At 69.8% G+C, this 23,327-nt stretch carries 19 protein-coding genes; 8 read left to right on the plus strand and 11 right to left on the minus strand.

The annotated features are described in order from the left end of the window. Positions 1-1,175: 1,175 nt before the first annotated feature. Positions 1,176-3,737, plus strand: a complete 2,562-nt coding sequence (locus LY13_RS03030) for an ATP-dependent Clp protease ATP-binding subunit (protein ID WP_253826579.1) — start codon at positions 1,176-1,178, stop codon at positions 3,735-3,737. Between the two features lie 374 nt (positions 3,738-4,111). On the opposite strand, the gene LY13_RS03035 is transcribed toward LY13_RS03030, so the two are convergent. The 5 genes from LY13_RS03035 to LY13_RS03055 form a co-directional block, all read right to left on the minus strand. Further along, entirely contained in the window at positions 4,112-4,846 is a 735-nt protein-coding gene (locus LY13_RS03035; RefSeq protein WP_253826786.1) for a dienelactone hydrolase family protein, read from the minus strand. A 230-nt stretch (positions 4,847-5,076) separates the two neighbouring features. Further along, on the minus strand, positions 5,077-5,880 hold the full coding sequence (locus tag LY13_RS03040; protein WP_253826580.1) for an SDR family oxidoreductase: 804 nt from the start codon (positions 5,878-5,880) through the stop codon (positions 5,077-5,079). Positions 5,881-5,919: 39 nt separating this feature from the next. After that, positions 5,920-6,756: an SIR2 family NAD-dependent protein deacylase gene (locus LY13_RS03045; RefSeq protein WP_253826581.1), complete on the minus strand. Its 837-nt coding sequence runs from the start codon at positions 6,754-6,756 to the stop codon at positions 5,920-5,922. Then, complete coding sequence (locus LY13_RS03050; protein WP_253826582.1) at positions 6,753-7,070, minus strand: antibiotic biosynthesis monooxygenase family protein; 318 nt, start codon at positions 7,068-7,070, stop codon at positions 6,753-6,755. Before LY13_RS03050 ends, LY13_RS03045 begins: the two co-directional genes overlap by 4 nt. A gap of 212 nt (positions 7,071-7,282) precedes the next feature. After that, entirely contained in the window at positions 7,283-8,755 is a 1,473-nt protein-coding gene (locus tag LY13_RS03055; RefSeq protein WP_253826583.1) for a M1 family metallopeptidase, read from the minus strand. A 13-nt stretch (positions 8,756-8,768) separates the two neighbouring features. Between LY13_RS03055 and LY13_RS03060 the strand changes: the two genes are divergently transcribed. Further along, a complete protein-coding gene (locus LY13_RS03060) occupies positions 8,769-9,530 on the plus strand; it encodes an alpha/beta fold hydrolase (RefSeq protein ID WP_253826584.1) in 762 nt (253 codons plus the stop codon). 118 nt (positions 9,531-9,648) lie between these two features. Here the strand turns inward: LY13_RS03060 and LY13_RS03065 are convergent, their stop codons facing one another. The 4 genes from LY13_RS03065 to LY13_RS03080 form a co-directional block, all read right to left on the minus strand. Beyond that, positions 9,649-10,641 (minus strand): peptidoglycan recognition protein family protein, encoded by a 993-nt coding sequence (locus tag LY13_RS03065; protein WP_253826585.1) that lies wholly within the window; start codon positions 10,639-10,641, stop codon positions 9,649-9,651. A gap of 262 nt (positions 10,642-10,903) precedes the next feature. After that, positions 10,904-11,791, minus strand: a complete 888-nt coding sequence (locus tag LY13_RS03070) for an HhH-GPD family protein (RefSeq protein ID WP_372493728.1) — start codon at positions 11,789-11,791, stop codon at positions 10,904-10,906. Between the two features lie 40 nt (positions 11,792-11,831). Beyond that, a complete protein-coding gene (locus LY13_RS03075; RefSeq protein WP_253826586.1) occupies positions 11,832-12,335 on the minus strand; it encodes a beta-class carbonic anhydrase in 504 nt (167 codons plus the stop codon). Between the two features lie 69 nt (positions 12,336-12,404). Then, on the minus strand, positions 12,405-13,505 hold the full coding sequence (locus LY13_RS03080) for a LacI family DNA-binding transcriptional regulator (protein ID WP_253826587.1): 1,101 nt from the start codon (positions 13,503-13,505) through the stop codon (positions 12,405-12,407). Between the two features lie 300 nt (positions 13,506-13,805). On the opposite strand from LY13_RS03080, the gene LY13_RS03085 reads away from it, so the two are divergent. From LY13_RS03085 to LY13_RS03095, 3 genes are read left to right on the plus strand one after another with little or no spacing between them, the layout of a single operon-like run. After that, positions 13,806-14,999 carry a metal ABC transporter solute-binding protein, Zn/Mn family gene (locus LY13_RS03085; protein ID WP_253826588.1) on the plus strand — a complete coding sequence of 398 codons (1,194 nt, stop codon included), beginning with the start codon at positions 13,806-13,808 and terminating at the stop codon, positions 14,997-14,999. Continuing rightward, positions 14,996-15,850 (plus strand): metal ABC transporter ATP-binding protein, encoded by an 855-nt coding sequence (locus LY13_RS03090; protein ID WP_253826589.1) that lies wholly within the window; start codon positions 14,996-14,998, stop codon positions 15,848-15,850. The genes LY13_RS03085 and LY13_RS03090 overlap by 4 nt, the downstream gene beginning before the upstream one ends. A gap of 54 nt (positions 15,851-15,904) precedes the next feature. Further along, positions 15,905-16,795 carry a metal ABC transporter permease gene (locus LY13_RS03095; RefSeq protein WP_253826590.1) on the plus strand — a complete coding sequence of 297 codons (891 nt, stop codon included), beginning with the start codon at positions 15,905-15,907 and terminating at the stop codon, positions 16,793-16,795. Here the strand turns inward: LY13_RS03095 and LY13_RS03100 are convergent. Both LY13_RS03100 and LY13_RS03105 read right to left on the minus strand, forming a co-directional pair. Continuing rightward, a complete protein-coding gene (locus LY13_RS03100) occupies positions 16,752-18,071 on the minus strand; it encodes an alginate O-acetyltransferase AlgX-related protein (protein ID WP_253826591.1) in 1,320 nt (439 codons plus the stop codon). The genes LY13_RS03095 and LY13_RS03100 overlap by 44 nt on opposite strands. A 70-nt stretch (positions 18,072-18,141) precedes the next feature. Continuing rightward, positions 18,142-19,371 (minus strand): DUF445 domain-containing protein, encoded by a 1,230-nt coding sequence (locus LY13_RS03105; protein ID WP_253826788.1) that lies wholly within the window; start codon positions 19,369-19,371, stop codon positions 18,142-18,144. Positions 19,372-19,482: 111 nt separating this feature from the next. Between LY13_RS03105 and LY13_RS03110 the strand changes: the two genes are divergently transcribed. From LY13_RS03110 to LY13_RS03120, 3 genes are all read left to right on the plus strand, one after another. Next, on the plus strand, positions 19,483-20,673 hold the full coding sequence (locus tag LY13_RS03110; RefSeq protein ID WP_253826592.1) for a cell division protein DivIVA: 1,191 nt from the start codon (positions 19,483-19,485) through the stop codon (positions 20,671-20,673). Between the two features lie 139 nt (positions 20,674-20,812). Further along, entirely contained in the window at positions 20,813-21,916 is a 1,104-nt protein-coding gene (locus LY13_RS25865; RefSeq protein ID WP_308216254.1) for a hypothetical protein, read from the plus strand. 358 nt (positions 21,917-22,274) lie between these two features. Next, the gene (locus LY13_RS03120; protein ID WP_253826593.1) at positions 22,275-23,312 is read left to right on the plus strand and encodes a methyltransferase; all 1,038 of its coding nucleotides are present in this window, start codon (positions 22,275-22,277) and stop codon (positions 23,310-23,312) included. Positions 23,313-23,327 lie beyond the last annotated feature (15 nt).

Below are 23,327 nucleotides of genomic sequence, written 5' to 3' on the forward strand. Positions count from 1 at the left end.
CGTCAGCGGTGCGAACGCGGCGTCGAGCACCAGCGTGGCGTCGGCGACGCCGCCGCCCTCATCGCCGCAGTCACGGCCGGCCCACCAGAGGCAGTCGTCGAGCGCGTCGGTGGCGGCCGACCACAGGGTGCGCGTGCCGAGCGGGCTCACGCCGCGGTAGGTGCGGACGAAGCGGGCGGCGTGGGCGGTGTAGCGGCCACGCAGTACCGCCGCGAGCTCCCGTTCGTCGGAGGCGACGGAGGTCTGCGGGTCGGCGCACGCCGGGTCGAACGGCAGGCAGGCGAAGCCCTTGCCGAGGACGGCGATGGCCTCGGGACTCGGCCGTCCGCGGTCGGGGAGGCGCACGGCCAGGTCTGCGGGCCGGAGCGAGGGCACGCGGCGTTCGTGGAACAGCAGTGCCGCGCCCGCGTACGCGGGGATGCGCAGGTACCAGGACATGACGTAGGCGAATGCGGTGCGGCCCGGCGCGTCGCCGTAGGTCTCGTGAAGCCACGTGGCGGTGCGGGTCCACCAGGAGGCGAATCGCTGCGGGTCGTCGAGCAGGTCGGAGCAGCGGATCCAGCCGGGACCGGAGGCCGAGTCGGTGAGCGTGAACCGGTCCTGGGCCGCGTCGACCCGGGCCAGCGATGTGGCGAGCGTGGTGCCTGCGGAGCCGTCACCGATCCGGCGACTCCCCGTGGGGGCGCCGACACCCGCGTCGCCGACGGTGTTGTGTGCAGCGTCACGCACGGATCGGTCGACGGTCACGGCTTGCTCCAACGGTGTGACGACACGATGGCGGGCGCCACCGGTGTCGAGTGCCTATAAGGGGAGCCTAACCTAAACCTGCGTCGTGCGCTGCGCCGGTCGAGTGACACGATGGGGAAAGAGTGGGAGCCCGAACCGGCTGGACACGGCGCGTGACGCACGGTCCGGGGCGTGTTCGCCGGAAGCGGACACGCCCGGCGACGGGGAATCGTGGTCGCCGCGTACTCGTTGGACCCAGCGGAAACAGCGCCGTAGCCAGCGACAACCCTGGAATGGCACCATCCGGCGAGCCCGACGGCGGACCCGCCGGATTCGTGTGAGTGGTAGGCCACCGGACACGCATGGCTACTAGAGTGGTCTCACGGTGCCGAACCCATCACGAGGAACCGATGGGTCGGGCCGCCGGCGCAGCAGTCGAGGGAGTGGGAATGTTCGAGAGGTTCACCGACCGCGCGAGGCGGGTGGTCGTCCTGGCCCAGGAAGAGGCCAGGATGCTCAACCACAACTACATCGGCACCGAGCACATCCTCCTGGGTCTGATCCACGAGGGTGAAGGTGTCGCCGCCAAGGCGCTCGAGTCGTTGGGTATCGCGCTTGAGGGCGTCCGTCAGCAGGTCGAGGAGATCATCGGCCAGGGGCAGCAGGCCCCGAGCGGGCACATCCCCTTCACGCCGCGTGCCAAGAAGGTGCTGGAGCTGTCACTGCGCGAGGCGCTGCAGCTCGGCCACAACTACATCGGTACGGAGCACATCCTGCTCGGCCTCATCCGCGAGGGTGAGGGCGTCGCGGCCCAGGTGCTGGTCAAGCTCGGCGCGGACCTCAACCGTGTGCGCCAGCAGGTGCTGCAGCTCCTGTCCGGCTACCAGGGCAAGGAGCCGCAGGAGGCCGGCGGTGGCCGTGGCGAGGGCACCCCGTCCTCGTCGCTGGTGCTCGACCAGTTCGGCCGCAACCTGACGCAGGCTGCGCGCGACGGCGGTCTCGACCCGGTGATCGGCCGGAACTCGGAGATCGAGCGCGTCATGCAGGTGCTCTCGCGCCGCACCAAGAACAACCCGGTGCTGATCGGTGAGCCCGGCGTCGGCAAGACGGCCGTCGTCGAGGGGCTCGCGCAGAACATCGTCAAGGGCGAGGTGCCCGAGACGCTGAAGGAGAAGCAGCTCTACACGCTGGACCTCGGCTCGCTGGTCGCCGGTTCGCGGTACCGCGGTGACTTCGAAGAGCGACTGAAGAAGGTCCTCAAGGAGATCAAGACCCGCGGCGACATCATCCTGTTCATCGACGAGCTGCACACGCTCGTCGGAGCGGGAGCGGCCGAAGGTGCCATAGACGCCGCGAGCATCCTCAAGCCGATGCTGGCCCGCGGTGAGCTGCAGACCATCGGTGCGACGACGCTCGAGGAGTACCGCAAGTACATCGAGAAGGACGCCGCCCTGGAGCGCCGTTTCCAGCCGATCCAGGTCGGCGAGCCGGTGCTCGAGCACACGATCGAGATCCTCAAGGGCCTGCGCGACCGCTACGAGGCGCACCACCGCGTGTCGATCACCGACTCCGCGCTGGTCGCCGCGGCCACGCTGGCCGACCGCTACATCAACGACCGGTACCTGCCGGACAAGGCGATCGACCTGATCGACGAGGCGGGCGCGCGGATGCGCATCCGCCGGATGACCGCTCCGCCGGACCTGCGTGAGTTCGACGAGAAAATCGCCGACGTGCGCCGGGACAAGGAGTCGGCCATCGACGGCCAGGACTTCGAGCGGGCCGCCAACCTGCGCGACGAGGAGAAGCAGCTCCTGTCGCAGAAGTCCGAGCGCGAGAAGCAGTGGAAGGACGGTGACCTGGACGTCGTCGCGGAGGTCGACGACGAGCAGATCGCCGAGGTCCTCGCCCATTGGACCGGCATCCCGGTGTTCAAGCTCACCGAGGAGGAGACCACGAGGCTGCTCCGCATGGAGGACGAGCTGCACAAGCGGATCATCGGCCAGGAGGACGCGGTCAAGGCCGTGTCGCAGGCGATCCGCCGCACGCGTGCCGGCCTGAAGGACCCGAAGCGCCCGTCCGGTTCGTTCATCTTCGCCGGCCCGTCCGGTGTCGGTAAGACCGAGCTGTCCAAGGCGCTGGCGAACTTCCTGTTCGGTGAGGACGACGCGCTCATCCAGATCGACATGGGTGAGTTCCACGACCGCTACACCGCCTCGCGGCTGTTCGGTGCTCCTCCGGGCTACGTCGGCTACGAGGAGGGCGGCCAGCTCACCGAGAAGGTGCGCCGCAAGCCCTTCTCGGTGGTCCTGTTCGACGAGATCGAGAAGGCCCACCAGGAGATCTACAACACGCTGTTGCAGGTCCTCGAGGACGGCCGCCTGACCGACGGTCAGGGCCGCACGGTGGACTTCAAGAACACGGTGCTGATCTTCACCTCGAACCTGGGCACGTCGGACATCTCCAAGTCCGTCAGCCTCGGCTTCTCGTCGGGCAACGACGAGGTGACGCGCTACGAGAAGATGAAGCAGCGCGTGAACGAGGAGATGAAGAAGCACTTCCGGCCCGAGTTCCTCAACCGGATCGACGACATCATCGTCTTCCACCAGCTCACGCGGGACCAGATCATCGAGATGGTCGACTTCATGGTTACCCGTGTCGAGGAGGCTCTGAAGGGCAAGGACATGGCCATCGAGCTCACGGACCGTGCGAAGGCGCTGCTCGCCAAGCGCGGCTTCGACCCGGTGCTCGGTGCCCGTCCGCTCCGCAGGACCATCCAGCGCGAGGTCGAGGACCAGCTGTCCGAGAAGATCCTGTTCGGCGAGGTCGAGCCGGGCCAGATCATCATCGTGGACGTCGAGGGCTGGGAAGTCGGCGACGAGAAGGACGACCAGGCCACGTTCACCTTCCGCGGTGAGCAGAAGCCGGTCGACGTTCCGGACACGCCGCCGGTGAGCATTGCCGCGGGCGAGGAAGGCTCGGGTTCGGGCTCCGGCGAGGCCGAGTCGGAGTGACGAACGCCGAGTAGGCAGACCGGAAAACCGAGTAGGCAGACCGGAACAACTGGCTAGGCAAACGGCCGAGTAGACAGAAACGGCCGACTAGGCAAACGGCGGGCACCGCGTAGGCGGTGCCCGCCGTTTCCGTATCCGCGTGTCCTGCACTCAGACCCGCGTGTTGCGCTTTCCGGGGACCGTGTTGTGTTCTCCGGCGGCCGTGTTCCGCTTTTCAGGGACCGTGTTGCGGATTCCAGGGGCCGTGTTGCGCCCAGTCGCCCGGCTGCCAACCCTCACGATTAACGACGGTGCGCCGCTCGTCATGGGCTCGTGTCGCGTCCCCGGGACGCAACACGAGCCACGGTGACCGAAGACCCCGTGTGGTCGCTGCGTCAGCTCTCGGCAAAGCCGTGCTCCAGCAGGGGCAGTAGCCGGTCCCAGTGGCGCTCGAACCCGGCGGAACTGAACGCTTCGGTGTCGGACATGGTGAAGCCGTGGGCCGTGCCCGGGTAGATCTCCGAGGTGTGGTTGACACCTGCGTCATCCAGGAGCTGATTGAGCTCCCCGAGTTCGGCTGCGGTCAAGTCGCCCTCGGCGTGGCCGAAGTGGACGGTGGACGCGAGGGCGGAAAGCACCTCATGCCCGGCGGCGCCCACCGGTGCGTGAAATGCGGCGACGGCGGCGACTCGCTCAGGGTGAGCGGCTGCGGTGTGCACCGCGTGGAGCCCGCCGATGCAGTAACCGGTCACGGCGACGGCTCCGGGAGCGACCTCGGGCCGGCCCGCGAGGAAATCGAGATAGGCGTCGGCGTCCGTCAGGACACGTTCAGTGGAGTGAGCCTGGATCAGGGGCATCAACTGAGCCATGAGCTGGTGACGGACGTCGTCTCCGATGTATTCGGGAAGGTCGATCACCGGCGACGGGCCATGCCGGTAGAAGGTGTTCGGCACGAGTACGAAATACCCGTGCTCGGCCAGTTCGCCGGCCATTGTCCGCAGCGTGGGGCGGATGCCGAAGCCGTCCGGATACATCAGCACCCCGGGATGCCGTTCGCCGTGGCCGGGCATGACGGCGAATGCGTCGGCCCTGCCGTCCGGGGTCGAAATCTGCAGAGTCTCGATGGGCATAAATCCTCCGGTCGTAGTTGATCGATTGAATCTGTGATCAACACTTCGGAGGCGGAGCTCGCGCACCGACGCCGGTCTCGCGGCCGAGGGGTGCCCGATGCGGGCCGCGGGCGCTCAGTGGAGCACCGGGTCACCGATCCGTGTGTGGCGCGTGGCCGTCCCGGTAGTCACGCCGGCGAACGTAGCAGGTTTTCCTTCGCAGGCGCGGAGGGCGCCTGCCGGCGCCGGGGTCAGCGGAAGGCGTCGGCGTTGGCGTGGGCCCAGCCAGCGAACGTCGTGGCCGGCGTGCCCGTGGCAGCCTCGACCGTGGTGTTGGCCGGGACCGGCTCGGTGTTGAGCAGCGGCAGAACGTTGTCGACGTAGAACTCGGCGTTCTCGCCCATCGAAGGTCGTAGGTGAGTGAGGGTGTCCTCGCGGGACGACGTGACGAACCGGATGTCGTTGCCCGTCGCCGCGGCGAGGTGGGCGACCAGCTCGGTCCGGGTCAGCGTCTCGGGACCGGTGAGCAGATGCGACGTGCCCGGCGTGGGATCGAGCAGTGCGGTGGCGGCGACGGCGGCGATGTCGTCCATGGCGATCGGAGCGCTCGCGGCGTTCGGGTACGGCTCGTGCACGGCGCCGGTCCGGCGGATCTGGTCGGCCCATAGCGTCGAGTTCTCCATGAAATCCCCTGGCCACAGGTGCGTCCACGGGATGCCGGAGTCCTCGACCGCGCGCGTGACGGTGCCCCACCAGGATTCGTGCTCGCCGGAGAGATCCACGATGTAGCCGACCCCTGCCTCGCGGGCGAGTTCCAGCACGTCGACGACCGTGTCGGGGGTCGGCGCCAGATACATGCGGGTGACGTCCTCGAAGGCCTCGGGGAGGCTGTGGAGCCTGCGCAGGTAGCCGTCCGCGACCTCGACGTGGTCGGGCAGGTCGGCTTTCGTGGGGTTGTTGGTGAGGGCGCGGACGTTCGTGGCGCCGCGTTCGAGCAGGTGGTCGACGGTCTTGCGGCCGATGTTGGCGGTGGCTCCGGTTACCAGGATGGTCATGGTGGGGGCTCCCTGGGATCGGCGCGGACGGGGTGGGTGTCAGCCGTTCAACCGTGCATCGATGGCCGTCAGCGCGTCCAATGCGCCGATGGGGAGGGATATGCCGCGGCCGTGGCGGACCTCGGGTTCGCGCGGGTTGATGCGGATCAACCCGCCGTCGGCGGCGCTGGCCAGCTCGGCGTGCCTGCGTACGGTCGGCACCGCCGTGCCGGCGCCGAGTTCGACGACGGCGAGGCCGTCGGTGCGGCGCCGCCACGTCTGGAGCTCGTCGAGCTGCGGCTGGGAACGCTCACCGAGCCAGTCGGCGTCACCGAACATGAGGATGTTCGGCCGGGCGACGGCACCGCAGCCCGGACACGACGGAAGCGGTTCCACGGCGCGCATGGTCGTGTCGTCGACGGTGACGGTCACCTCGTCGGCAGGCCAGATGCCGGCGGAACAACCGGTCAGGCACTGCAGGTGATGGATCGAACCGTGCACCTCGGCGACACCGGCGAAGCCGGCCTTCTGGAACTGGCCATCCACATTGGACGTGAAGACGTGGGCGCCGCCGGGTTTGCGCTCGGCCCAGCGGCGGAGGATGTCGAACCCGGGGTGGGGCGTCGTGCGGCGGTACAGTTCGAGGCGGTGGCCGTAGAAGCCCCAGGCGAGTTCGGGGTCCGCGGCGAAGTGCACCGGGTCGGCGACCTCGACGAAGCTGAGCCCGAGCCGGGCGTACGGCGGGTAGGCGCGCCAGAACCCCTCGTCCCCGCGAAAATCGGGCAGCCCCGAGTCGACGCCCATGCCCGCACCGGCGCAGACGAGCAGCGCGTCGGCGGAGCCGATCAGCTCCGCCGCGCGCTCGAGCTCGCCGGCATGGTCGAGCGGGTCGTTCACTCGTCCGAGGAGTCGGGCGACGAGCCGAGGACGACCTCGAACTCCAGCAGGTTGGCCCCACTGGAGACCGGCTTCTGCTGCTCGCCCGCGTGGGCTTCCTTCGCGCCGCCCTGCGCCCAGGCCTGGTAGTCCTCTTCCGTCTCCCACTTGGTGTAGACGAAGTAGCGGTTCTCGCCGGAGACCGGGCGCAGCAGTTCGAAACCGAGGAATCCGGGAGCGTTGTCGACCGATCCCTTCCGCGCGGCGAACCGCTTCTCCAGTTCGGGCCCCGCGCCCTCGGGAACCTCGATCGCGTTGATCTTCACAACAGCCATGACGCCGAGGGTACTGGCGAGTGGGGTGGCGTCGCAGCAACGCCCGCCCGGCCGGTTGTCCACGCCGTGCCGACGTCCTCCGCAGCCGCCCCGGATCTCCGCGAGCCTTCGACACGCCCGGACGGGAATCGGGACGGGCGGCGACCGCGAAGTCGTCCGCATCGCGACACATTCCGACATCCGGAAAGTCCGATGTGGACCGCATTGGCGACTCAGTTCGACAGCGTTCCCGGATACAGCTGCTGCTCCCCGGGGCGGCCGCTCTGACGGAACCATGCGGCGAAGAACCCGTCGAGGTTCCTGCCGGAGACCCGTTCGGTGAACCGTTCGAACTCCGGCCACGACGCATTGCCCTCCGCGTGCTCACGGGGCCAGGAACGCATCACACGCCAGAACGTCTTCTCCCCGAGCTGCCTGCGCAACGCGTGCATCGCGAGGATTCCCTTGTCGTACACGCCCGAGAACTCGTTGCCCGCGCCCATGTCGTAGAGCTGCGGCTCCCAGAAGTCCCGCGGCACGGAGTCGACGGCGTCGTGGTACCGGGCGTCGAGGTCGTCGCCCTCCTTGCCCTCGGCCCACAGCCACTGCGCATAGCTTGCGAAGCACTCGTTGAGACAGATGTCGGCCCACGACGACACGGACACCTCGTTGCCGTACCACTGGTGCGCCAGTTCGTGCACGATCGTCGACAGGTTCGCGGTGGCGTCGTAGGTGGGCCGTCCCTGTGTCTCGAGCGCGTAGCCGGTGTCGGCGCCGAGGTAGATGCCGCCCGCGGTGGTTGCGGGATACGGGCCGAATCGCGACTCGAGGAACCGCACGATCTCGCCGGTGCGCCGCGCCTCGGCCCGCAGGTCCTCCGACCCCGGCGCAAAGGCGTTCAACACGGGCGTGCCGTCGTCGAGTTCACGCCGGACCACGTCGAACCGGTCGACCGCCACGGTCGTCAGGTAACCGGCCACGGGTTCCGGTTCGACCCACCGTGACGTCGTCCAGCCGTCGCGGGTCGACCTGCCCTCCTCGCGGCCGACCGACACCGCCTGCCACCCTTCCGGCACTCGCGCGGTGAGGCGGAACGTGGCCTTGTCTCGCGGATGGTCGTTCGCCGGGTACCAGAACGACGCCGACGGCGGCTCTCCCATCACGAACGCGCCGCCGGACGGCGTCCGGTGCCAGCCGTTGCTGCCGAGGCCGCTCTCGGTCCGGCCGGGTGTGCCGTGGTAACGCACCCGCACCCGGAAACGCTCGTCGGCCGGCGTCGGCTGCGCCGGGGTGATCACCAACTCGTGAGCGCCCCGACGGGCGAACCGCGCGGGGGCACCGTCGACGTGCACCGATTCGACCGTCATCCCGCGCAGGTCCAGATTGAAGCTGCTGAGCGGCTCGGTCGCGCGGGCCGTCATCGTGGAGTCGCCGTGGAGCACTCCGGAGCCCGGGTCGTACCGCACCGACACGTCGTAACCCTGCGCGTCGTAGCCGCCGTTGCCCGCGTCGGGGTAGTACGGGTCGCCGATCCCCGGCGCACCCGGCTCCGCGGGTCGTTGTTGCACCGCGCCGGGCCGCTCGCCCGTCGACGCGGTCGACGGGCGTTGCGAGCTGTCTGCCTGCGGCTCGTCCCCGCCGGGGGTGCACGCCGCTAGGGTGCACACGAGAGCGAGCACGCAGGATCCGGCCCGGCGAATGGCCATAGGGAGAGCGTAGATGCGGTTGGGCGACGGCGCCGTGCGGTTCGGCGGCGCGGGACAGCCGATCGTGCTGTTGCACGGGCTGATGGGCAGGGCGACGACGTGGTGGCGGGTGGCGCGGTGGCTGGAGCCCTACGGCGACGTCGTGGGCCTCGACGCGCGCGGGCACGGCCGCAACCCCCGCCCGCTACCCGCCACCACGGAGGACTTCGCCGGCGACGTCGCCGAGTTCGTCGAACGGCTCGATGCGGGACCCGCCGTGGTGATCGGACATTCGATGGGCGGGCTGCACGCACTCACGCTCGCCGCGACCCGGCCGGAACTGGTACACGCGGTCGTGATCGAGGACTTCGCTCCGGACCTGCGTGGCCGGACCGTCGAGACGTGGCGAGGCCACTTCGAGTCGTGGCCGCAGCCCTTCGCATCACTGGCCCACGTCCGTGAGTTCTTCGGCGACACCGGTGAGTACTTCGTGGAATGCTTCGAGGAACGCGCGGACGGCTACCACCTCATCGCCGAGCTCGACGACCTGTACACGATCGCCGCCGAGTGGGGACGCCGTGACTACTGGGCCTATGTGGACAAGGTCGGATGTCCGCTGCTCGTCGTCGAGGCCGGCGACACGGTCATGCCGGCGGGTCAGCAGGCCGAACTGGCCCGCCGGGCGGGCGGACGGCACGTCGTCGTCGAAGGCGCCGGACACGTGGTGCACGACAGCGCACCGGACGAGTACCGCGGCGCCGTCGAGGCCTTTCTGTCCGGCGTGCTGAGCCGCTGAGCACGACAGCCTCCCGAATCCGCAACACGGCCTCCTGGGGCCGCAACACGGCGCCCGGAAACCGCAACACGGTCTCCGGAATCCGCAACACGGTCCCCGGGATCCGCAACACGGCGGGTTACTGCGCCAGGCGGGTTCGCAGCTCCTCGCGCTCGGCGCCCGTCGCCGCGAGCAGGGGCCACACGTCGGCGCCGAGGTAGCCGCTCTCGTCAGCGCTGCGGTGCACCGACGCGCCGCACGTCAGCTGCTCGACGCCGTTCGCGCGCTTGAACTTCGCCACCTCGCGGGCCATGGCGGCGGTGAACACGCCGTCGGTGGGGACGTTCGCGCCGCGCTCGCGCAGCAACGTCTGCGCCGTGCGCACCTGCGGGCCCGCGTCGCCCGGCGTCAGCAGCGGCCAGGACGTCGGGTGCGCCGCGCGCGTGCCGAGCTGCGCCGCCACGGCCTTCCGCAGTTCCGGCAGCCTGCCGTAGAGAACGTCACCCGGGCACTGGGTGGAGTTGAAGTCGCGATGCCCCGTGATCAGGTCCGTGGTGACGCCGTACTGCGAGGCCATCCACGCGACCAGCTGCACGAGCGAGTCCCACAGCGCCTGCGTGACGTCCACGTCGACGTAGATGCCCTCGTTCTCGATGCCGATACAGGTCGAGTTGTTGCCCCCGACGTGCGCGCCCTGCACGTGCCGCGTGCCGCCCTGGACGACTTCGAGCGAGTGGTGCCTGCCCTCGGTGATGTGGCCGCCGCGGCTGTTGGTGAACTGCTGGCCCGAATCGCCCCAGCCGTTGTCGATGTGCAGCTGCTGGATGTCCCGCGAGACCTGGAAGGCGTGCTCGACCGAGTAGTCCTCGCTGTTCGCGCCGGCGGTGTGGTGGACGACGATGTAGGTCGGCGGGTGGTCGAGGATGATCGGGTCCTGGGTCGGCGCCTGCGCGCCCCAGTCGACCGTGGTGTAGATGAGGGGCTGGTCGGCCCTCGGGGTCACACCCCGCGGTGCGGCCGCGGGCGCCGCACCCGCATGCGCGGTGCCGAGGGCGGTGAGGGCGCCTGCGGCGGTGACGGCCAGTCCGCCTTGCAGCAGGGTGCGACGGTGGAATTCGGGCTGGTCGGACATGTCGTTCGAGCTCCCTCCACTGGATGTCGCTGCGTGGGGACATCGGAGCACGAAACATCAATGGTCGCGAATAATCACCGACGAATTGCGGGTCACCACCGTGAAAACTTTTCGTCCCTGGGTGAGGGCGCGACCTGCGGAAACCGCTGCCGTAGTGGACATAACGCACACTTCGGTTTCACCTGAACGGGCCAGCGACCGGGCCGGTGAACGGGCCGACGAGCCGTCGCGCGGTCGTCGCCGGAGGCCCCGTGCTCACCGGTCAGTACTCCCCGGGCAGTGCGAACCTGCCGTCGGCGGTCTGCTCGACGAGGCCGTCCGTGAGCAGCGAGTCGAGGCAGCGGTCGCGCTGGCCTGCCCGGTCCCACACGACGTCGAGCCGCGTCTTGGGCACGGGTTCGTCGGTTCCGCGCAGCACGTCGAGCAGCAGACCGCGCACCTGCCGATCCGTCCCGGCGAACTTCTGCACCGGCTTGGCGGGACCGTCGTAGGCGGGTTTGCCCGCGCGGACCCAGGCGCAGTCGTCGACGATCGGGCAGTCCGCGCACTGCGGCGCACGTGCGGTGCAGACGAGCGCGCCCAGCTCCATCAGAGCCGCCGACATCGTCGCCGCACGGCGTTCGTCGGCGGGGAGCAGCGCCTCGACGTCGGCCATGTCCTTCGTGTTCGACGCGGGACCGGCATCGCCCGCGCCGTGCACCGCACGTGCCACGACCCGGCGGACGTTCGTGTCGACGACGGGCGTGCGCTTGCCGTAGGCGAACGCCGCGACGGCCCGTGCCGTGTACGCCCCGATGCCGGGCAGCGCGAGCAGGGTGTCGACGTCGTCGGGCACGACGTCGCCGTGTTCACGGGCGATCACGTCGGCGGCCGTGTGCAGTCGCAGCGCCCGGCGCGGGTAGCCCAGCTTGCCCCACGCGCGCAGCACCTCGGCCTGCGTCGCCGCCGCCAGCGCGGACGGCTTCGGCCACCGTTCCAGCCACTCGTGCCAGATCGGCTCCACCCGCGCGACGGGCGTCTGCTGGAGCATGATTTCGCTGATCAGTACACCCCAGCCGTCGCAGTCGGGCCTGCGCCACGGCAGGTCGCGCGCGGTGTCGGAGAACCAGTCGAGCAGCGTTTCGGAGGCGATATCGGCGGTCAGGGACACCGGGGCATTAAAACACTCCCCACCCCGACCGCCGAGCAGGTCACTCCGCCGCCTGCGGCACCTCGGACAACCGGCCCGTGTGGACGTCGTAGACGAAACCGCGCACCAGATCGCGGTGCGGCAGGAACGGGCTCTGCTGCACCCGCCTGCAGGACGTGCGCACGCTGGCCTCGACGTCGCGGAAGGCCTCGACGGCCCATGTCGGGCGCAGTCCCGTGTCGGCTTCGAGTTCGTCCTTGAAACCGTCGTCGGTCACCGAGTTCAGCCCGCAGTCGGTGTGTTGGATGACCATGACCTCGCGGGTACCGAGCTTGCGCTGGCTCAGCGAGAGCGACCGGATCGTGTCGTCGGTGACGACGCCACCTGCGTTCCGCAGGATGTGCGACTCACCTTCGATCAGGCCGAGCAGCTGGAACACGCGGATGCGGGCGTCCATGCACGTCAGGATCGCGACGTGCTGGGAGGGCCGGGGGGACGAGCGGTCGCCGGTGACGGCGTCACCGAGTTCGGCGTTGCGCTTGAGGAGCAGGTCGATCGCGGTCATGACGCCTATCTGACTCGCCTCGCGTCGCCGACACAAGTCCGGTTGGCGTTCATCACCGTGGCGGTCGGTTCACGGGCCGAACCAGTGCTGCTCCGCGGTCCTTGGCGGGGCCGACGTGGTGCCCACCCGCAGCTCGGTCGGCAGGGTGATGACCTTCGACGCGACGCGGTCGCCCGCGCCGAGGAGCAGCTTGCCCGCCGCCTTGCCCTTCTCCAGCACCGGCTGGTGGACGGTCGTCAGGCCGGCGCGCGTCGCCTCGCCGATGCCGTCGAAGCCGGTGATCGTCAGGTCGGCGGGTACGCGCAGGCCGCGACGGCCCGCCTCCGCGAGCGCGCCGAGGGCGAGGATGTCGGACGTGCAGATCAGGGCCGTCACGCGCGGGTGCTTGTCGAGCAGCTGGCGAGCGGCCGATGCGCCGTCGTCCACGTGGTGGTCGAAGCGCTCGACCACGGGAACCGAGTCCCACGGCACGCCCGCGGCCTCGAACGTGCGCTGCAACGCCGCGAGCCGCGCCCGCTGCACGTGGTAGTGGGCGTCCTGCTGGCGGTAGAGCGACGCGAAGTCGTCGTTGCGGTCGCTCGACAGGCGCATGCACAGCACGCCGACCTGCCGGTGGCCCAGGCCGACGACGTGGTTGGCGAGCTCGACGGTCGCGGCCTCGTCGTCAGGGCCGACGCGATCCAACCCGTCGAGCTGCGGCTGGTCGACGATGACGGTCGGCACGGGCCGCTGCAGCGCGGCCTCCAGGTGCGGGTCGTCGTCGGGTACGGAGTAGACGACGAAGCCGTCGACGCCCGCGCGCTGCACGGCGGCGACGTCCTCGTTGCCGGGGCTGCCGGGCACGAGCGTGAGGCCGACGCCCGCGTCCTCGCACGCGAGCGCGAGGCCTTCGAGCACGCCGGTGGCCGCGGGGTCGCGGAAGGCGTAGGAGAGGTTCTCCGTGAGCAGCAGGCCGACGGCGCCTGCCTTTCGGGTGCGCAGCGAGCGGGCGACCGGGTCGGGTCCGGCGTAGCCGAGGCGCTTCGCGGTCTCGAGGACGCGTTTGCGCAGCTCGGGCGACAGTTGGTCCGGCCGGTTGTAGGCATTGGACACGGTCGTACGCGAGACGCCCAGTTCGGCGGCGAGGGACGCCAGTGTGGCCTGCCGCCTCGATCGCATCGGCCGGTTCATGAACAAACCGTAACGGTTCAGAACACGGTGCAGAACCTGAGGCCCGCGTCGATCACATTTGCCTGCCGCCTGCGCGGTCACGGGCGGTATCCCGCGCAGGCCACGCTCCGGTCGGTGGGCGCCGAGGTGATCACCGCCGATGCAACGTCGGTGACGCAACGTCGACCGGCCCGTCGCTCCGTCGGGGTTTCGTCACCGATTTCAGTGGCCGCCCAGTTGGGAACGGTTCCCATTATCTATACTGACCGTGACAGGCGGCGCTCCCGGAGCGGATTCCGGGCACAGGCAGGGTGGTGGACGATGAACAAGGCGCGGGTATTCACGGCGGTGCCCATGACGGCGGCGCTCGTGGCGGCGACGGCGTGCAGCGGCTCCGACAGCGGTTCCGGTGACGACTCCGGGATCACGGTCGTGGCCTCCACCAACGTCTGGGGCTCGGTGGTCGAGGCCGTCGGCGGCGACCGCGTGGAGGTCAACTCCCTCATCGACGACCCGTCCTCGGACCCGCACTCCTACGAGGCCACCGCCGAGGACGCCGCCGACGTCCAGGACGGCGACCTGCTCGTCTACAACGGCGGCGGTTACGACGACTTCTTCACCCAGCTCGTGGAGCAGACCACGAGCAAGCGCTTCGTCGTGGCCGTCCCGGACGACGGCGGCGGCCACTCCCACGACCACGGTGGCGGCAGCGGCGGCAGCGGCGGCAGCGGCGAGACCGGCGCACCGGGCGTCGACCACGACGAGAGCGGCGAGAGCGGCGACGAGCACGAGGGTCACGACCACGGCAACGAGGGCCTGCGTGCCCAGCAGGACGACGGTCACGACGATCACGCCACGGAGGACGGCCACGGCGAAGAGGGCCAGGCCGGCGACGAGGGCCACGGCGACGAGGGGCACGGCAACGAGGGCCACGGCAACGAGGGGCACGGCAACGAGGGGCACGGCGACGAGGGGCACGAAGGCCACAGCCACGCCGACGGCGACAACGAACACGTCTGGTACGACCCCGAGGTCGTGGGCGAGGTGGCCGACAAGGTCGCGGCCGAGCTGGCGAAGATCGCGCCGGAGCAGAAGCAGGCCTTCACCGACAACGCGGCCGAGTTCAAGAAGCGCCTCGACGGGATCGAGCAGAAGATCGCCGACGTCCCCGACGGCCGGGTGCTGGCGACCGCGCCGGTCGCGCACTACCTGCTCGCCGACGCGGGCCTCGAGGACGTCACGCCGAAGGACTACACGCGGGCCATCGAGAACCAGACCGACGTGCCGGTGGCCGCGCAGCAGCGGGTGACGAAACTGGTCGACGGCGGCGACATCGACGCGGTGATCAACAACCCGCAGACGGTCACGGCCGTCACCGAGAAGCTCACGGGCGCGGCCGGAAACGCGAACGTGCCGGTGGTCGACATGACCGAGACGCTGCCGGAAGGCCAGGACGACTACATTGCATGGATGACCGGCCAGGTCGAGAAGTTGGCGGGAGCATTGGGTCAGTGAGCACCACGGGCACGGGCGAAGCGGCGGCCGGAACCGGCGCCGTCGAGATCGAGGGCGCGGCGCTGGCGTTCGGTGACCGCACCCTGTGGTCCGGCCTCGACCTGCGCGTCGAGCCGGGGGAGTTCGTCGCCGTGCTCGGGCCCAACGGCTCCGGCAAGACGACCCTGCTCAAGGTCCTGCTCGGGCTGCAGGCGCTCAGCGCGGGCACGGTCCGCGTCGCGGGCACGGCGCCGGGGAAGGGAAATCACCGCGTCGGCTACGTCCCCCAGCAGCGGGCCATGGACCAGCAGCTGACACTGCGCGGCCGCGACCTGGTCGGCCTGGGGCTCGACGGCGACCGCTGGGGCACCGGCGTGCGCGGCATGCGTGCGCGCAGGCGCAAGGTCGACGAGGCGGTCGAATCGGTCGGCGCGACGTCGTACGCCTCGTCGCCGGTCGGTGTCCTCTCCGGTGGTGAACAACAGCGGCTCCGCGTGGCGCAGGCCCTGATCGGCGAACCCGACCTGCTGCTGTGCGACGAACCGCTGGCCTCGCTCGATCTGACGCACCAGCGCACCGTCACCGAGCTCATCGAACGGCGCAGGCGCGAGACCGGCACCGCGGTGCTGTTCGTGACCCACGAGATCAACCCCGTGCTGCCGCACGTCGACCGCGTGCTGTACCTGGTCGGCGGCCGCTTCCTCATCGGCACGCCTTCCGAGGTGATGACGTCGGAGACGCTCACCGAGCTGTACGGCGCCCCGGTGGAGGTGGTGCGGGTCGGCGGGCAGATCCACGTCGCCGGTGCGCAGAGCGCGCTGTGCGAGGACACCGTGCATCATCACGGACACGACCACACCGAGCCCGTGTGACCCGGCGATCCCCACTTCGCCCCGTACCGACGATCCCCGGATGAAGGCCCGCTGATGGACAAGTTGTTCGACGTCGAGCTGACCGCGCGCCTGCTGCAGCTCGACTTCGTGCTGATGGCGCTCGGCGCTGCGGCGGTGCTCGGTCTGGTCGCGGGCGCACTCGGACCGCTGATCGTGATGCGCCGGATGTCGTTCGCCGTGCACGGCACCGCCGAGTTGGCGTTCACCGGCGCCGCGGCGGCGTTGCTGCTGGGGATCGGCGTCAGCTACGGGGCGCTGGCGGGGGCCGTCATCGCGGCTCTGTTGCTCGGCCTGCTCGGCGGACGGGAGTCCGAACGCGACTCGGTGATCGGCGTGATCCTCTCGTTCGGACTCGGTCTCGGCGTGCTGCTGCTCTGGTTCTACGACGGCCGTTCCAGCAACAAGTTCGGCATCCTCGTGGGGCAGATCGTCGCGATCGAGCAGCAGGATCTCGAACTGCTCGTCGGCTCGGCGGTCGTCGTGCTGATCGTGCTCGCCGTGATCTACCGCCCACTGCTGTTCGCCACGGTCGACCCCGCCGTGGCGGTGGCCCGCGGGGTGCCGGTGCGGTGGCTGTCGCCGTTGTTCGCGGTGCTCGTGGGCGTCGCCACCGCCCTGGGCGTGCAGATCGTCGGAGCACTGCTGGTCGTGGCGCTGATGGTCACGCCTGCCGCGGCGGCCGCCCGGGTGACGTCGAGTCCCTGGCGCGCGACCGTGCTGGCCGTCGTGTTCGCCGAGGCCGCGGCGCTGGGCGGCATCGTGCTGTCGCTCGCACCGGGCGCGCCCGTGAGCTTCTTCGTCACGGCGATCTCGTTCACGATCTACCTGGTGTGCCGGGTCGTCGCCCACCTACGCGGCAGGCAGCGTTCGCTTCGCGACCTCAGCGGATCGGATTCGCCGCGAGCCGCCGTTCGACCATCGTGACGAACCCCTCGTCGATCAGCGGCAGATCGCCTTCGGCCACGGACCGTTCGACGGTCTGCACCACGACGATCTCGGAGCGGACGAACGTGTCGATCGTTGCGTCCTTGTGTTTGCCGAGGTGCGGGTAGCTCAGCAGCGTGAGGTCCGCGAACGCGGCGGGCAGGTACCGCGACGAGGCGAACGTGAACGAGTCGCCGATCAGCGCCGTCGGCGCGCCGATCGTGCCCTCGATGTCCTTGCCCGCGTCGGCGTCGTAGCGCTCCGGGCCGTCGAACTTGCGCAGCGTGTCCTGCGTGCGGTCGGTCTCGCCGTCGGGCATCAGCTCGTAGCGCACCGACGTCTTCGGCTCGGTGCGGCCCAGCATCGACGCGAGGTCGCCGTTGGCCGTCGACCATCCCACGCCAGGGCTTCGCCACGTGTCGGTGACGCCGGGCTGGAGCTTCTCGGCGACGTCGCGGGTCAGCATCACGGCGCCGTCGTCGGTCCAGTGCGTGTCGTTGGCGAAGTACGGCGGGTGGCCCAGCTGGCGTTCGGCGGCCTCGAGTGAGGGGCGGACGTCGAGGAAACTCCGCTGCTGCGCTGCCAGTTCCCAGAACCGCTCGGTCGCCTTCGTCGCACATTCCTTGCCCGCGTAGTTGTCGGGAAGGTGCTGCGGCACCATCGTCGTCTTGTCCGGGGCGATGGTGAGCAGGAAGCGGCGCCCCGATGCCTCGACGGCGTGGCGGATCCGGTCGAGCCGCTCGAACGTCTCCGTGAGCGGGCGCTTGGGGAAGCACTTCCCCTTGACGTCGTCGCCGTAGTACAGCCAGCCGTCGGAGCCCTCGATGACCTCGGTGTAGCCGGCGCTCTGCACCTGTTCGTCCCGGGAACCGCCGTCCCCGCCGTTGCCGTTGCCTTCGGGTCCGTCCGGCACGCCGGGGATCGGACCGGAACCCTCGGCCGGTCCCATCGGCGCGGGCTCGCCGAAGAGCCCGTGGCTGATGCCGTCCGCGGCTTCGATGGCGCCTTCGCGGAAGACGAGGTGATCGGTCGCCCACTGCGGCATGCCCGTGAAGAAACCCCACCCGTCGGCCGGGCTGGGGAAGCTCGCGAGTTCACGGTTCTCGATCTCGCTCGGCCTGCCACCGAACACCCACCCCAGTGCGGGCGCGGCGAAGAACACGGCCGCGCACACGAGGGCTGTGACCTGCCTGCCGTGGCGTGGGCGGTACAGCGAGTGCTCACGCGGCAGCCACGCCTCGTGCACGGGCGGCAGCGTCCGGGACGTATCGGTCACCCGGACACGGTATCGGCCCACGCCCCACCCGGTGGCCGATACCGGTCGACAGGGTGGCCGGTATCGGCGCTCAGTGCAGCATGACCAGGACCTGGAGCTCGCCGACGACGCCGCCGATCAGGCCGCCGACGACGACGAGCTTCCATTCGTCCTGGCGGAAGGCAGGCCGCAGCAGCCCTTCGTACTCCACGGGCGTCAGCTTGTTCATCCGATCCTCGACGAGTCGTGCCACGGCCATCGCCTCGGTCAGGTACCCCTCGGCGTACTGCACCGTCTCGGGCACGCGTGCGATGGCCTTGTCGGCCGCCGAGCGCTTCATCTCCTCGAGCCGCTTCGGGCCGAGCGTGGCCGTCACCAGCGGCCGGGCGTTGCCCGCGTGTTCGTCGACCGCTTCGGCGACGACGCGGGAGATCATCGCCATCAGCCGGTCGGAACGCGGGCCGCGCAGGATGGAGTCCATCAGGTTCGGCACCGTCAGCACGTCGCGGGCGATGATCTCGCCGTACTGCTGCGCGACCTCGGCCTTCCTGCGCTGGAACTTGCCCTGGAAGTACAGCCTGCGCGTCACGTGGACCGGCTCGCGCGGCACGAAGACCAGCTTGATCGCCAGCCAGTCGGTGAACAGGCCGACCGCGGCACCGAAGATCGGCATGACCAGCGGATTCTTCGTCACGGCCCACACGACGGCCTGCACGATGCCGAGTGCGAAACCGAAGTAGATACCCGAGCGGGCGATGAACGCCATCTCGGGGCGCGACGTCTCGCGGATCAGTTTCACCAACAGCTTCCTGTCGTTGGTGAGCCGGCGGACCGTCATTTCCTTGACGTCGAGGAAGTCGTCGACGTTCTCGCGCATCTCCAGCATCAGCTGTCGCACGAGCTGCGGCGTCTGCGCCTGGATCTGCTTGATCACCAGGTCCTGCGCGACGGCCGGAAGCCGCTCCCACACCCGGGGATGGCTCTCGGCGAGCACCTCGCGCGCGACGTCGTCGACGGTGCGCAGCAGCGGTTGCTCGATCTCCTCGGTGATGCGGTCCGGGTCGATCTGCGCGAAGACGTCCTTGATGTCGAGGAGATTCTTCGTCAGCAGGTCGGTGGCGATCGCGGCCATCCGGCCGCCGTGCTGCGGGACGACGCCCTGCCAGCCGAGGAAGGTGCCCTTGATGCCCCTCCATTCGATCGGACGGAACATCATTTCGATCGCCACGCGCTTGGTGACGTAGCCGATCAGTGCCGCGACGAAGGGGATGGCCGTGTACAACGGCCAGTTCTGCGAGATGTCGGCGACGATCGCGTCGATATCCACGTCGCGGTCTCCTTCCCCCTCAACCGGTCACGCCGCAGAACAGTATCGCGACGGGTTGTGACACGAGGTATGGGCATCGGGCTACCAACTCATTAAAGTTGCCGGATGGCCGAAGCCGACGTCACCCCGAATTCCCCCAAATCCGGCGCCTTCACGACCGTGTTCCGCGGTTACGACCAGGTGCAGGTCGACGACCACATCAAGAAGCTGAACTCCAAGCTGGAACAGACCTCGCGCAGTCGGGACGACGCCACGGCGTCGGTCGCGGACCTGACCAAGGCGCTCGGGCACGCCCAGCAGGAGCTCGTCGAGACCAAGGCCGCGCTCACCCGGATGGCCGAGGAGCCCACCGGGCCCGCGGCCATGAGCGAGCGCGTCAAGACGATGATGACGCTCGCCGAGGAGGAGATCGACGAGCTGCGTACGAAGGCCGAGGAGGAGGCGGCCGCGACCAGGTCGGCCGCCGACTCGTACGCGGAGAAGACCCGCGAGGAGGCGCGCGCGGAGGCGCAGCGTCTCGCCGAGGAGGCCGAGCGCGAACGCGGTCGCCTCGACGAACAGGCGGCGAAGCAGCGCAGCGATGCCGAGAAGGCCTCGCAGGACAAGATCGCCGCTGCGGAGAAGAAGTCGGACGACGAGATCGCCGCGGCGAAGGCGGCGGCGGAGAAGGCCGCCAAGGAGCTCACCGACGACGCGAAGAGCCGCGCCGACGCCATGATCGCCGAGGCCGAGGCCCGCCTCGCCGACGCGAAGGACAAGCACGCCCAGGCGCTGGAACTGCGCCGCACCGTCGCCGACCGCATGGCCGCGAGCAACGCCGCGCTCACCGATGCGCTCGACAAGCTCGGCCCGGCGCCGGAACCACTCGATTGGGCGACGTCCGGATCGGACGGTTCCGGCGCTGCCGCGTCCGCCGGCGCCGCATCCACCGGTGCCGCATCCGGCACGTCCGCCGGTTCCCGGGACGCCGGATCGACGGACTCCGGATCCAAGGATGCCGCGTCCACGGCTGCCGGTTCGACGGACTCCGGATCGGGGACCGCCGGCTCGAACGCCTCGCAGAAGACGTCGAAACCGCAGGTCGGGGCCGCGGCGAAGGAGGAAGGGACGGCGGTCGCGTCCGGGAGTGCGGAATCGGGTGCCGGTTCGTCGAAGGCGGCCACGTCGCCGTCGAACGACTCCGGTGGCGCGCAGTCGGCGCGCGGTTCCGGCGACGCGTCCGGGCCTGCGCAGCCGACCCCGAAGCCCGGCTCCGCGAAGGCCGACGGCCAGGGCAAAGAGGCGTCCTCGGCGTGAGGCGTGCGAGACTCACCCGTGACACCGGTGCGTGGCGGCTACAGCACGCCGGGTCGACCGGCCGTGGCCGGTCGTCATGCACCGGCGAAGGTCACATCGGTGCTGTCAAAACGGACGGAACGGGTGCAAGATCCACGCCGTGAGTACGAGAACGCCTGACACGGTGCAGGCCGCCGCGGACGACGCGACGGCCGGTGCCGACCAGCACGCCGATCCGGAGGCGGCCGCCGAGGCGGTCGCGACCGGAGTAGGCGAGTCGTCGGCGGCCGACACCGTCCACGACGGAGCAGCGTCAGCGGCCGTCGAACCGGCGGTGCCCGCCGACGTGGAGGTCGAGATCCCGACGTCGACCGCCGCGGCGTCCGACGTCTCCACCACCGACGGTGCTGCCGTCGACGCGGTGGCCGGCGAGGGAGTGTCCGTGGACGTCGAGGTCGCGGCCGCTGCCGACGACGACGACGTCGCCGCCGACGGCCCCGGAGGACTCGACGGCGAGGTTCGGGAGCCTCGCCCGGTGCCGGTCGACTTTCCCGTGTACGGCCTGCACCCGCGGATTCCCGGTCCCCGTTGGGTCGACTTCTTCGAAGGCGGAAGCGGTGGTCCTGCCGCGCAGGATGACGACGCCGGTGTCGTCTCCGAACTCGGCGAGGCCGGCCAGGCGCCGTGGGCGTTGTGGCTCGGCCAGCGGCTGGCCGACACCGAACGAGGTCTGCGCATCGGCAGCATGCCGCGATCGCGGTACGAACGCGCCATGTGCCCCGGTGGCGGCGATCCTCTGGCCGAGGTGGCGTTCGGTGCCGCTTTCGGATTGGTCAACCTCACGTTGCCGGACAGCAGCGTGCCGCGGCCGGACGGGCTGATCGAATCGCTGCTCGCCCACGCGGAACAGCACGCGCGGCGGTACGAGAAGTGGAAGCGCGTGACCTGGCGCGTGGACGGGATGTCGGTGCGTGCGCGGATCTGGGAGTTCGCGGGTGGCTGGACCGGCTTCACCGGCGACCTCGACGACAGCTACGTCGCGGTGATCGGCATCGGCGTCGCGGCCGAGGGGTTGAGCCTGGCGAGGGTGACCGATCCCAAGGCGTACGGCGTGGACTTCTCCACGCCCATCAGCCTGGCCGACCTGGGCAAACACCGCGCGACGCGCCCCGAGGCGTGGCTTCCGCCGCCGCGCCGCGACGCCTTCCACCCGGAACAGCTCGCCCTTCTCCCGGACGATCACCCCGACGCGAATCCGGAGTAACCCCTGCCGCGGCGCATGTCCTGCACTCCTGCAGCCGTGTTGCGCTTTCGGGGGCTCGTGTTGCGTTCTGGGGAGCCCGTGTTGCGTGCCCGGGGACCCGTGTTGCGTTCTCCGGGGCTCGTGTTGCGCCTTACCGTCGCGCGGACCACCACTCCCACCCGACGCGCCGGCACGCGACCGCGTTCGTGGGCAGTGGTGCGTCCTTCCGTCGCCCGGAATTCATACCTCGGCGCGCACGTTCCGGTGGGTGACGGTTGACATGGGTGGTTAGCATGAAATGTCCGGTATGAGTCATCTCCCCACACGATCCTGTTGTGGCAGTGGCTCACCGGTGTGCCGACCGCCGAGAGGGTCGCGGATGACGACCGGAGGAGACGGGGCGCCGGAACAAGACGCGGGCCCGGAGCGGATGGTGAGGCTGCTCGCGGGTTTCGAGGTGTCGCAGGCGTTGTACGCGGTCGCGCAGCTCGACATCGCGACGGTGATGAACGAGGGTGTGCGCGGCGTCGCCGAGATCGCGGCGAGAACGGGCACCGACGCTCTCGTCGTGAAGCGGGTCTTGCGGACGCTGGGCGACTTCGGCGTCGTGGACCAACGCGGTGACGCGGAGTTCGTCCTCACGGATTCGGGTGTGACGCTGGCTGCGAACGTTCCCGGTTCGCTGCGCGATCTGGCGATCATGCTGATGGAAACGCATTACCTGCCGTTCGATCGGTTCGTCGAGACGGTCCGAACAGGACGTCCGGCCGCAGAGATCTACTTCGGACAGACGTTCTTCGAGTGGCTGAACACGGAACCCGGACGAGCGGACCAGTTCAGTGCCGCCATGGCGTCGGTGACCGACGGTATGCAGGGTGACGTGTTCTCGGGCTACCGGTTGCCGGTGGGCGAGGTCGTGGCCGATCTCGGTGGCGCGGACGGGTCGGTGCTGCTTCGGCTGTTGCAGGAACATCCGGATCGCAGGGGAATCGTGCACGACCTTCCCGCGGTCGTCCCCGCGGCGCACACCCGCGTGGCAGATGCCGGGCTCGACACCCGCGTCGATGTCGTCGGCGGCGACTTCTTCGACGACGTTCCGGTCGCCGACGTCTATCTACTGTCGACGGTGCTGCACGATTGGGACGACGAATCCTGTGCGGCCCTGTTGACGCGGATCGCGCGCACGGCGCGGGCGGGAGCGCGACTCGTCGTGGTCGAGATGATCATGCCAGAGACCGCTGAAGTGCACTCGAGCAAGCAGGTGGATCTGACGATGCTGGGAATGATCAGTGGCCGTGAGCGCACGTTGACCGAGTTCACGGACCTGCTCGCGAGCGCAGGTTTCCGACTGGATCGCGTCGTGCCGACCGCGGACACCAGCTCCTACGAGATCATCGAGGCCTCGCTCACCGGTTGACCGCCCGTTGCGTTG

Origin of the sequence: Prauserella aidingensis (genome assembly GCF_024171865.1) — a bacterium.
GTDB lineage: Bacteria > Actinomycetota > Actinomycetes > Mycobacteriales > Pseudonocardiaceae > Prauserella > Prauserella aidingensis.

Coding starts and splice junctions, on each gene's coding strand:
- LY13_RS03040 (WP_253826580.1), bottom strand. CDS start 5,880: ATGACCATCCTGGTAACCGGAGCCACCGCCAACATCGGCCGCAAGACC.
- LY13_RS03075 (WP_253826586.1), bottom strand. CDS start 12,335: ATGACCGCGATCGACCTGCTCCTCAAGCGCAACGCCGAACTCGGTGAC.
- LY13_RS03080 (WP_253826587.1), bottom strand. CDS start 13,505: ATGAACCGGCCGATGCGATCGAGGCGGCAGGCCACACTGGCGTCCCTC.
- LY13_RS03055 (WP_253826583.1), bottom strand. CDS start 8,755: ATGGCCATTCGCCGGGCCGGATCCTGCGTGCTCGCTCTCGTGTGCACC.
- LY13_RS03060 (WP_253826584.1), top strand. CDS start 8,769: ATGCGGTTGGGCGACGGCGCCGTGCGGTTCGGCGGCGCGGGACAGCCG.
- LY13_RS03110 (WP_253826592.1), top strand. CDS start 19,483: ATGGCCGAAGCCGACGTCACCCCGAATTCCCCCAAATCCGGCGCCTTC.
- LY13_RS03095 (WP_253826590.1), top strand. CDS start 15,905: ATGGACAAGTTGTTCGACGTCGAGCTGACCGCGCGCCTGCTGCAGCTC.
- LY13_RS03050 (WP_253826582.1), bottom strand. CDS start 7,070: ATGGCTGTTGTGAAGATCAACGCGATCGAGGTTCCCGAGGGCGCGGGG.
- LY13_RS03085 (WP_253826588.1), top strand. CDS start 13,806: ATGAACAAGGCGCGGGTATTCACGGCGGTGCCCATGACGGCGGCGCTC.
- LY13_RS03065 (WP_253826585.1), bottom strand. CDS start 10,641: ATGTCCGACCAGCCCGAATTCCACCGTCGCACCCTGCTGCAAGGCGGA.
- LY13_RS03035 (WP_253826786.1), bottom strand. CDS start 4,846: ATGCCCATCGAGACTCTGCAGATTTCGACCCCGGACGGCAGGGCCGAC.
- LY13_RS03030 (WP_253826579.1), top strand. CDS start 1,176: ATGTTCGAGAGGTTCACCGACCGCGCGAGGCGGGTGGTCGTCCTGGCC.
- LY13_RS03120 (WP_253826593.1), top strand. CDS start 22,275: ATGACGACCGGAGGAGACGGGGCGCCGGAACAAGACGCGGGCCCGGAG.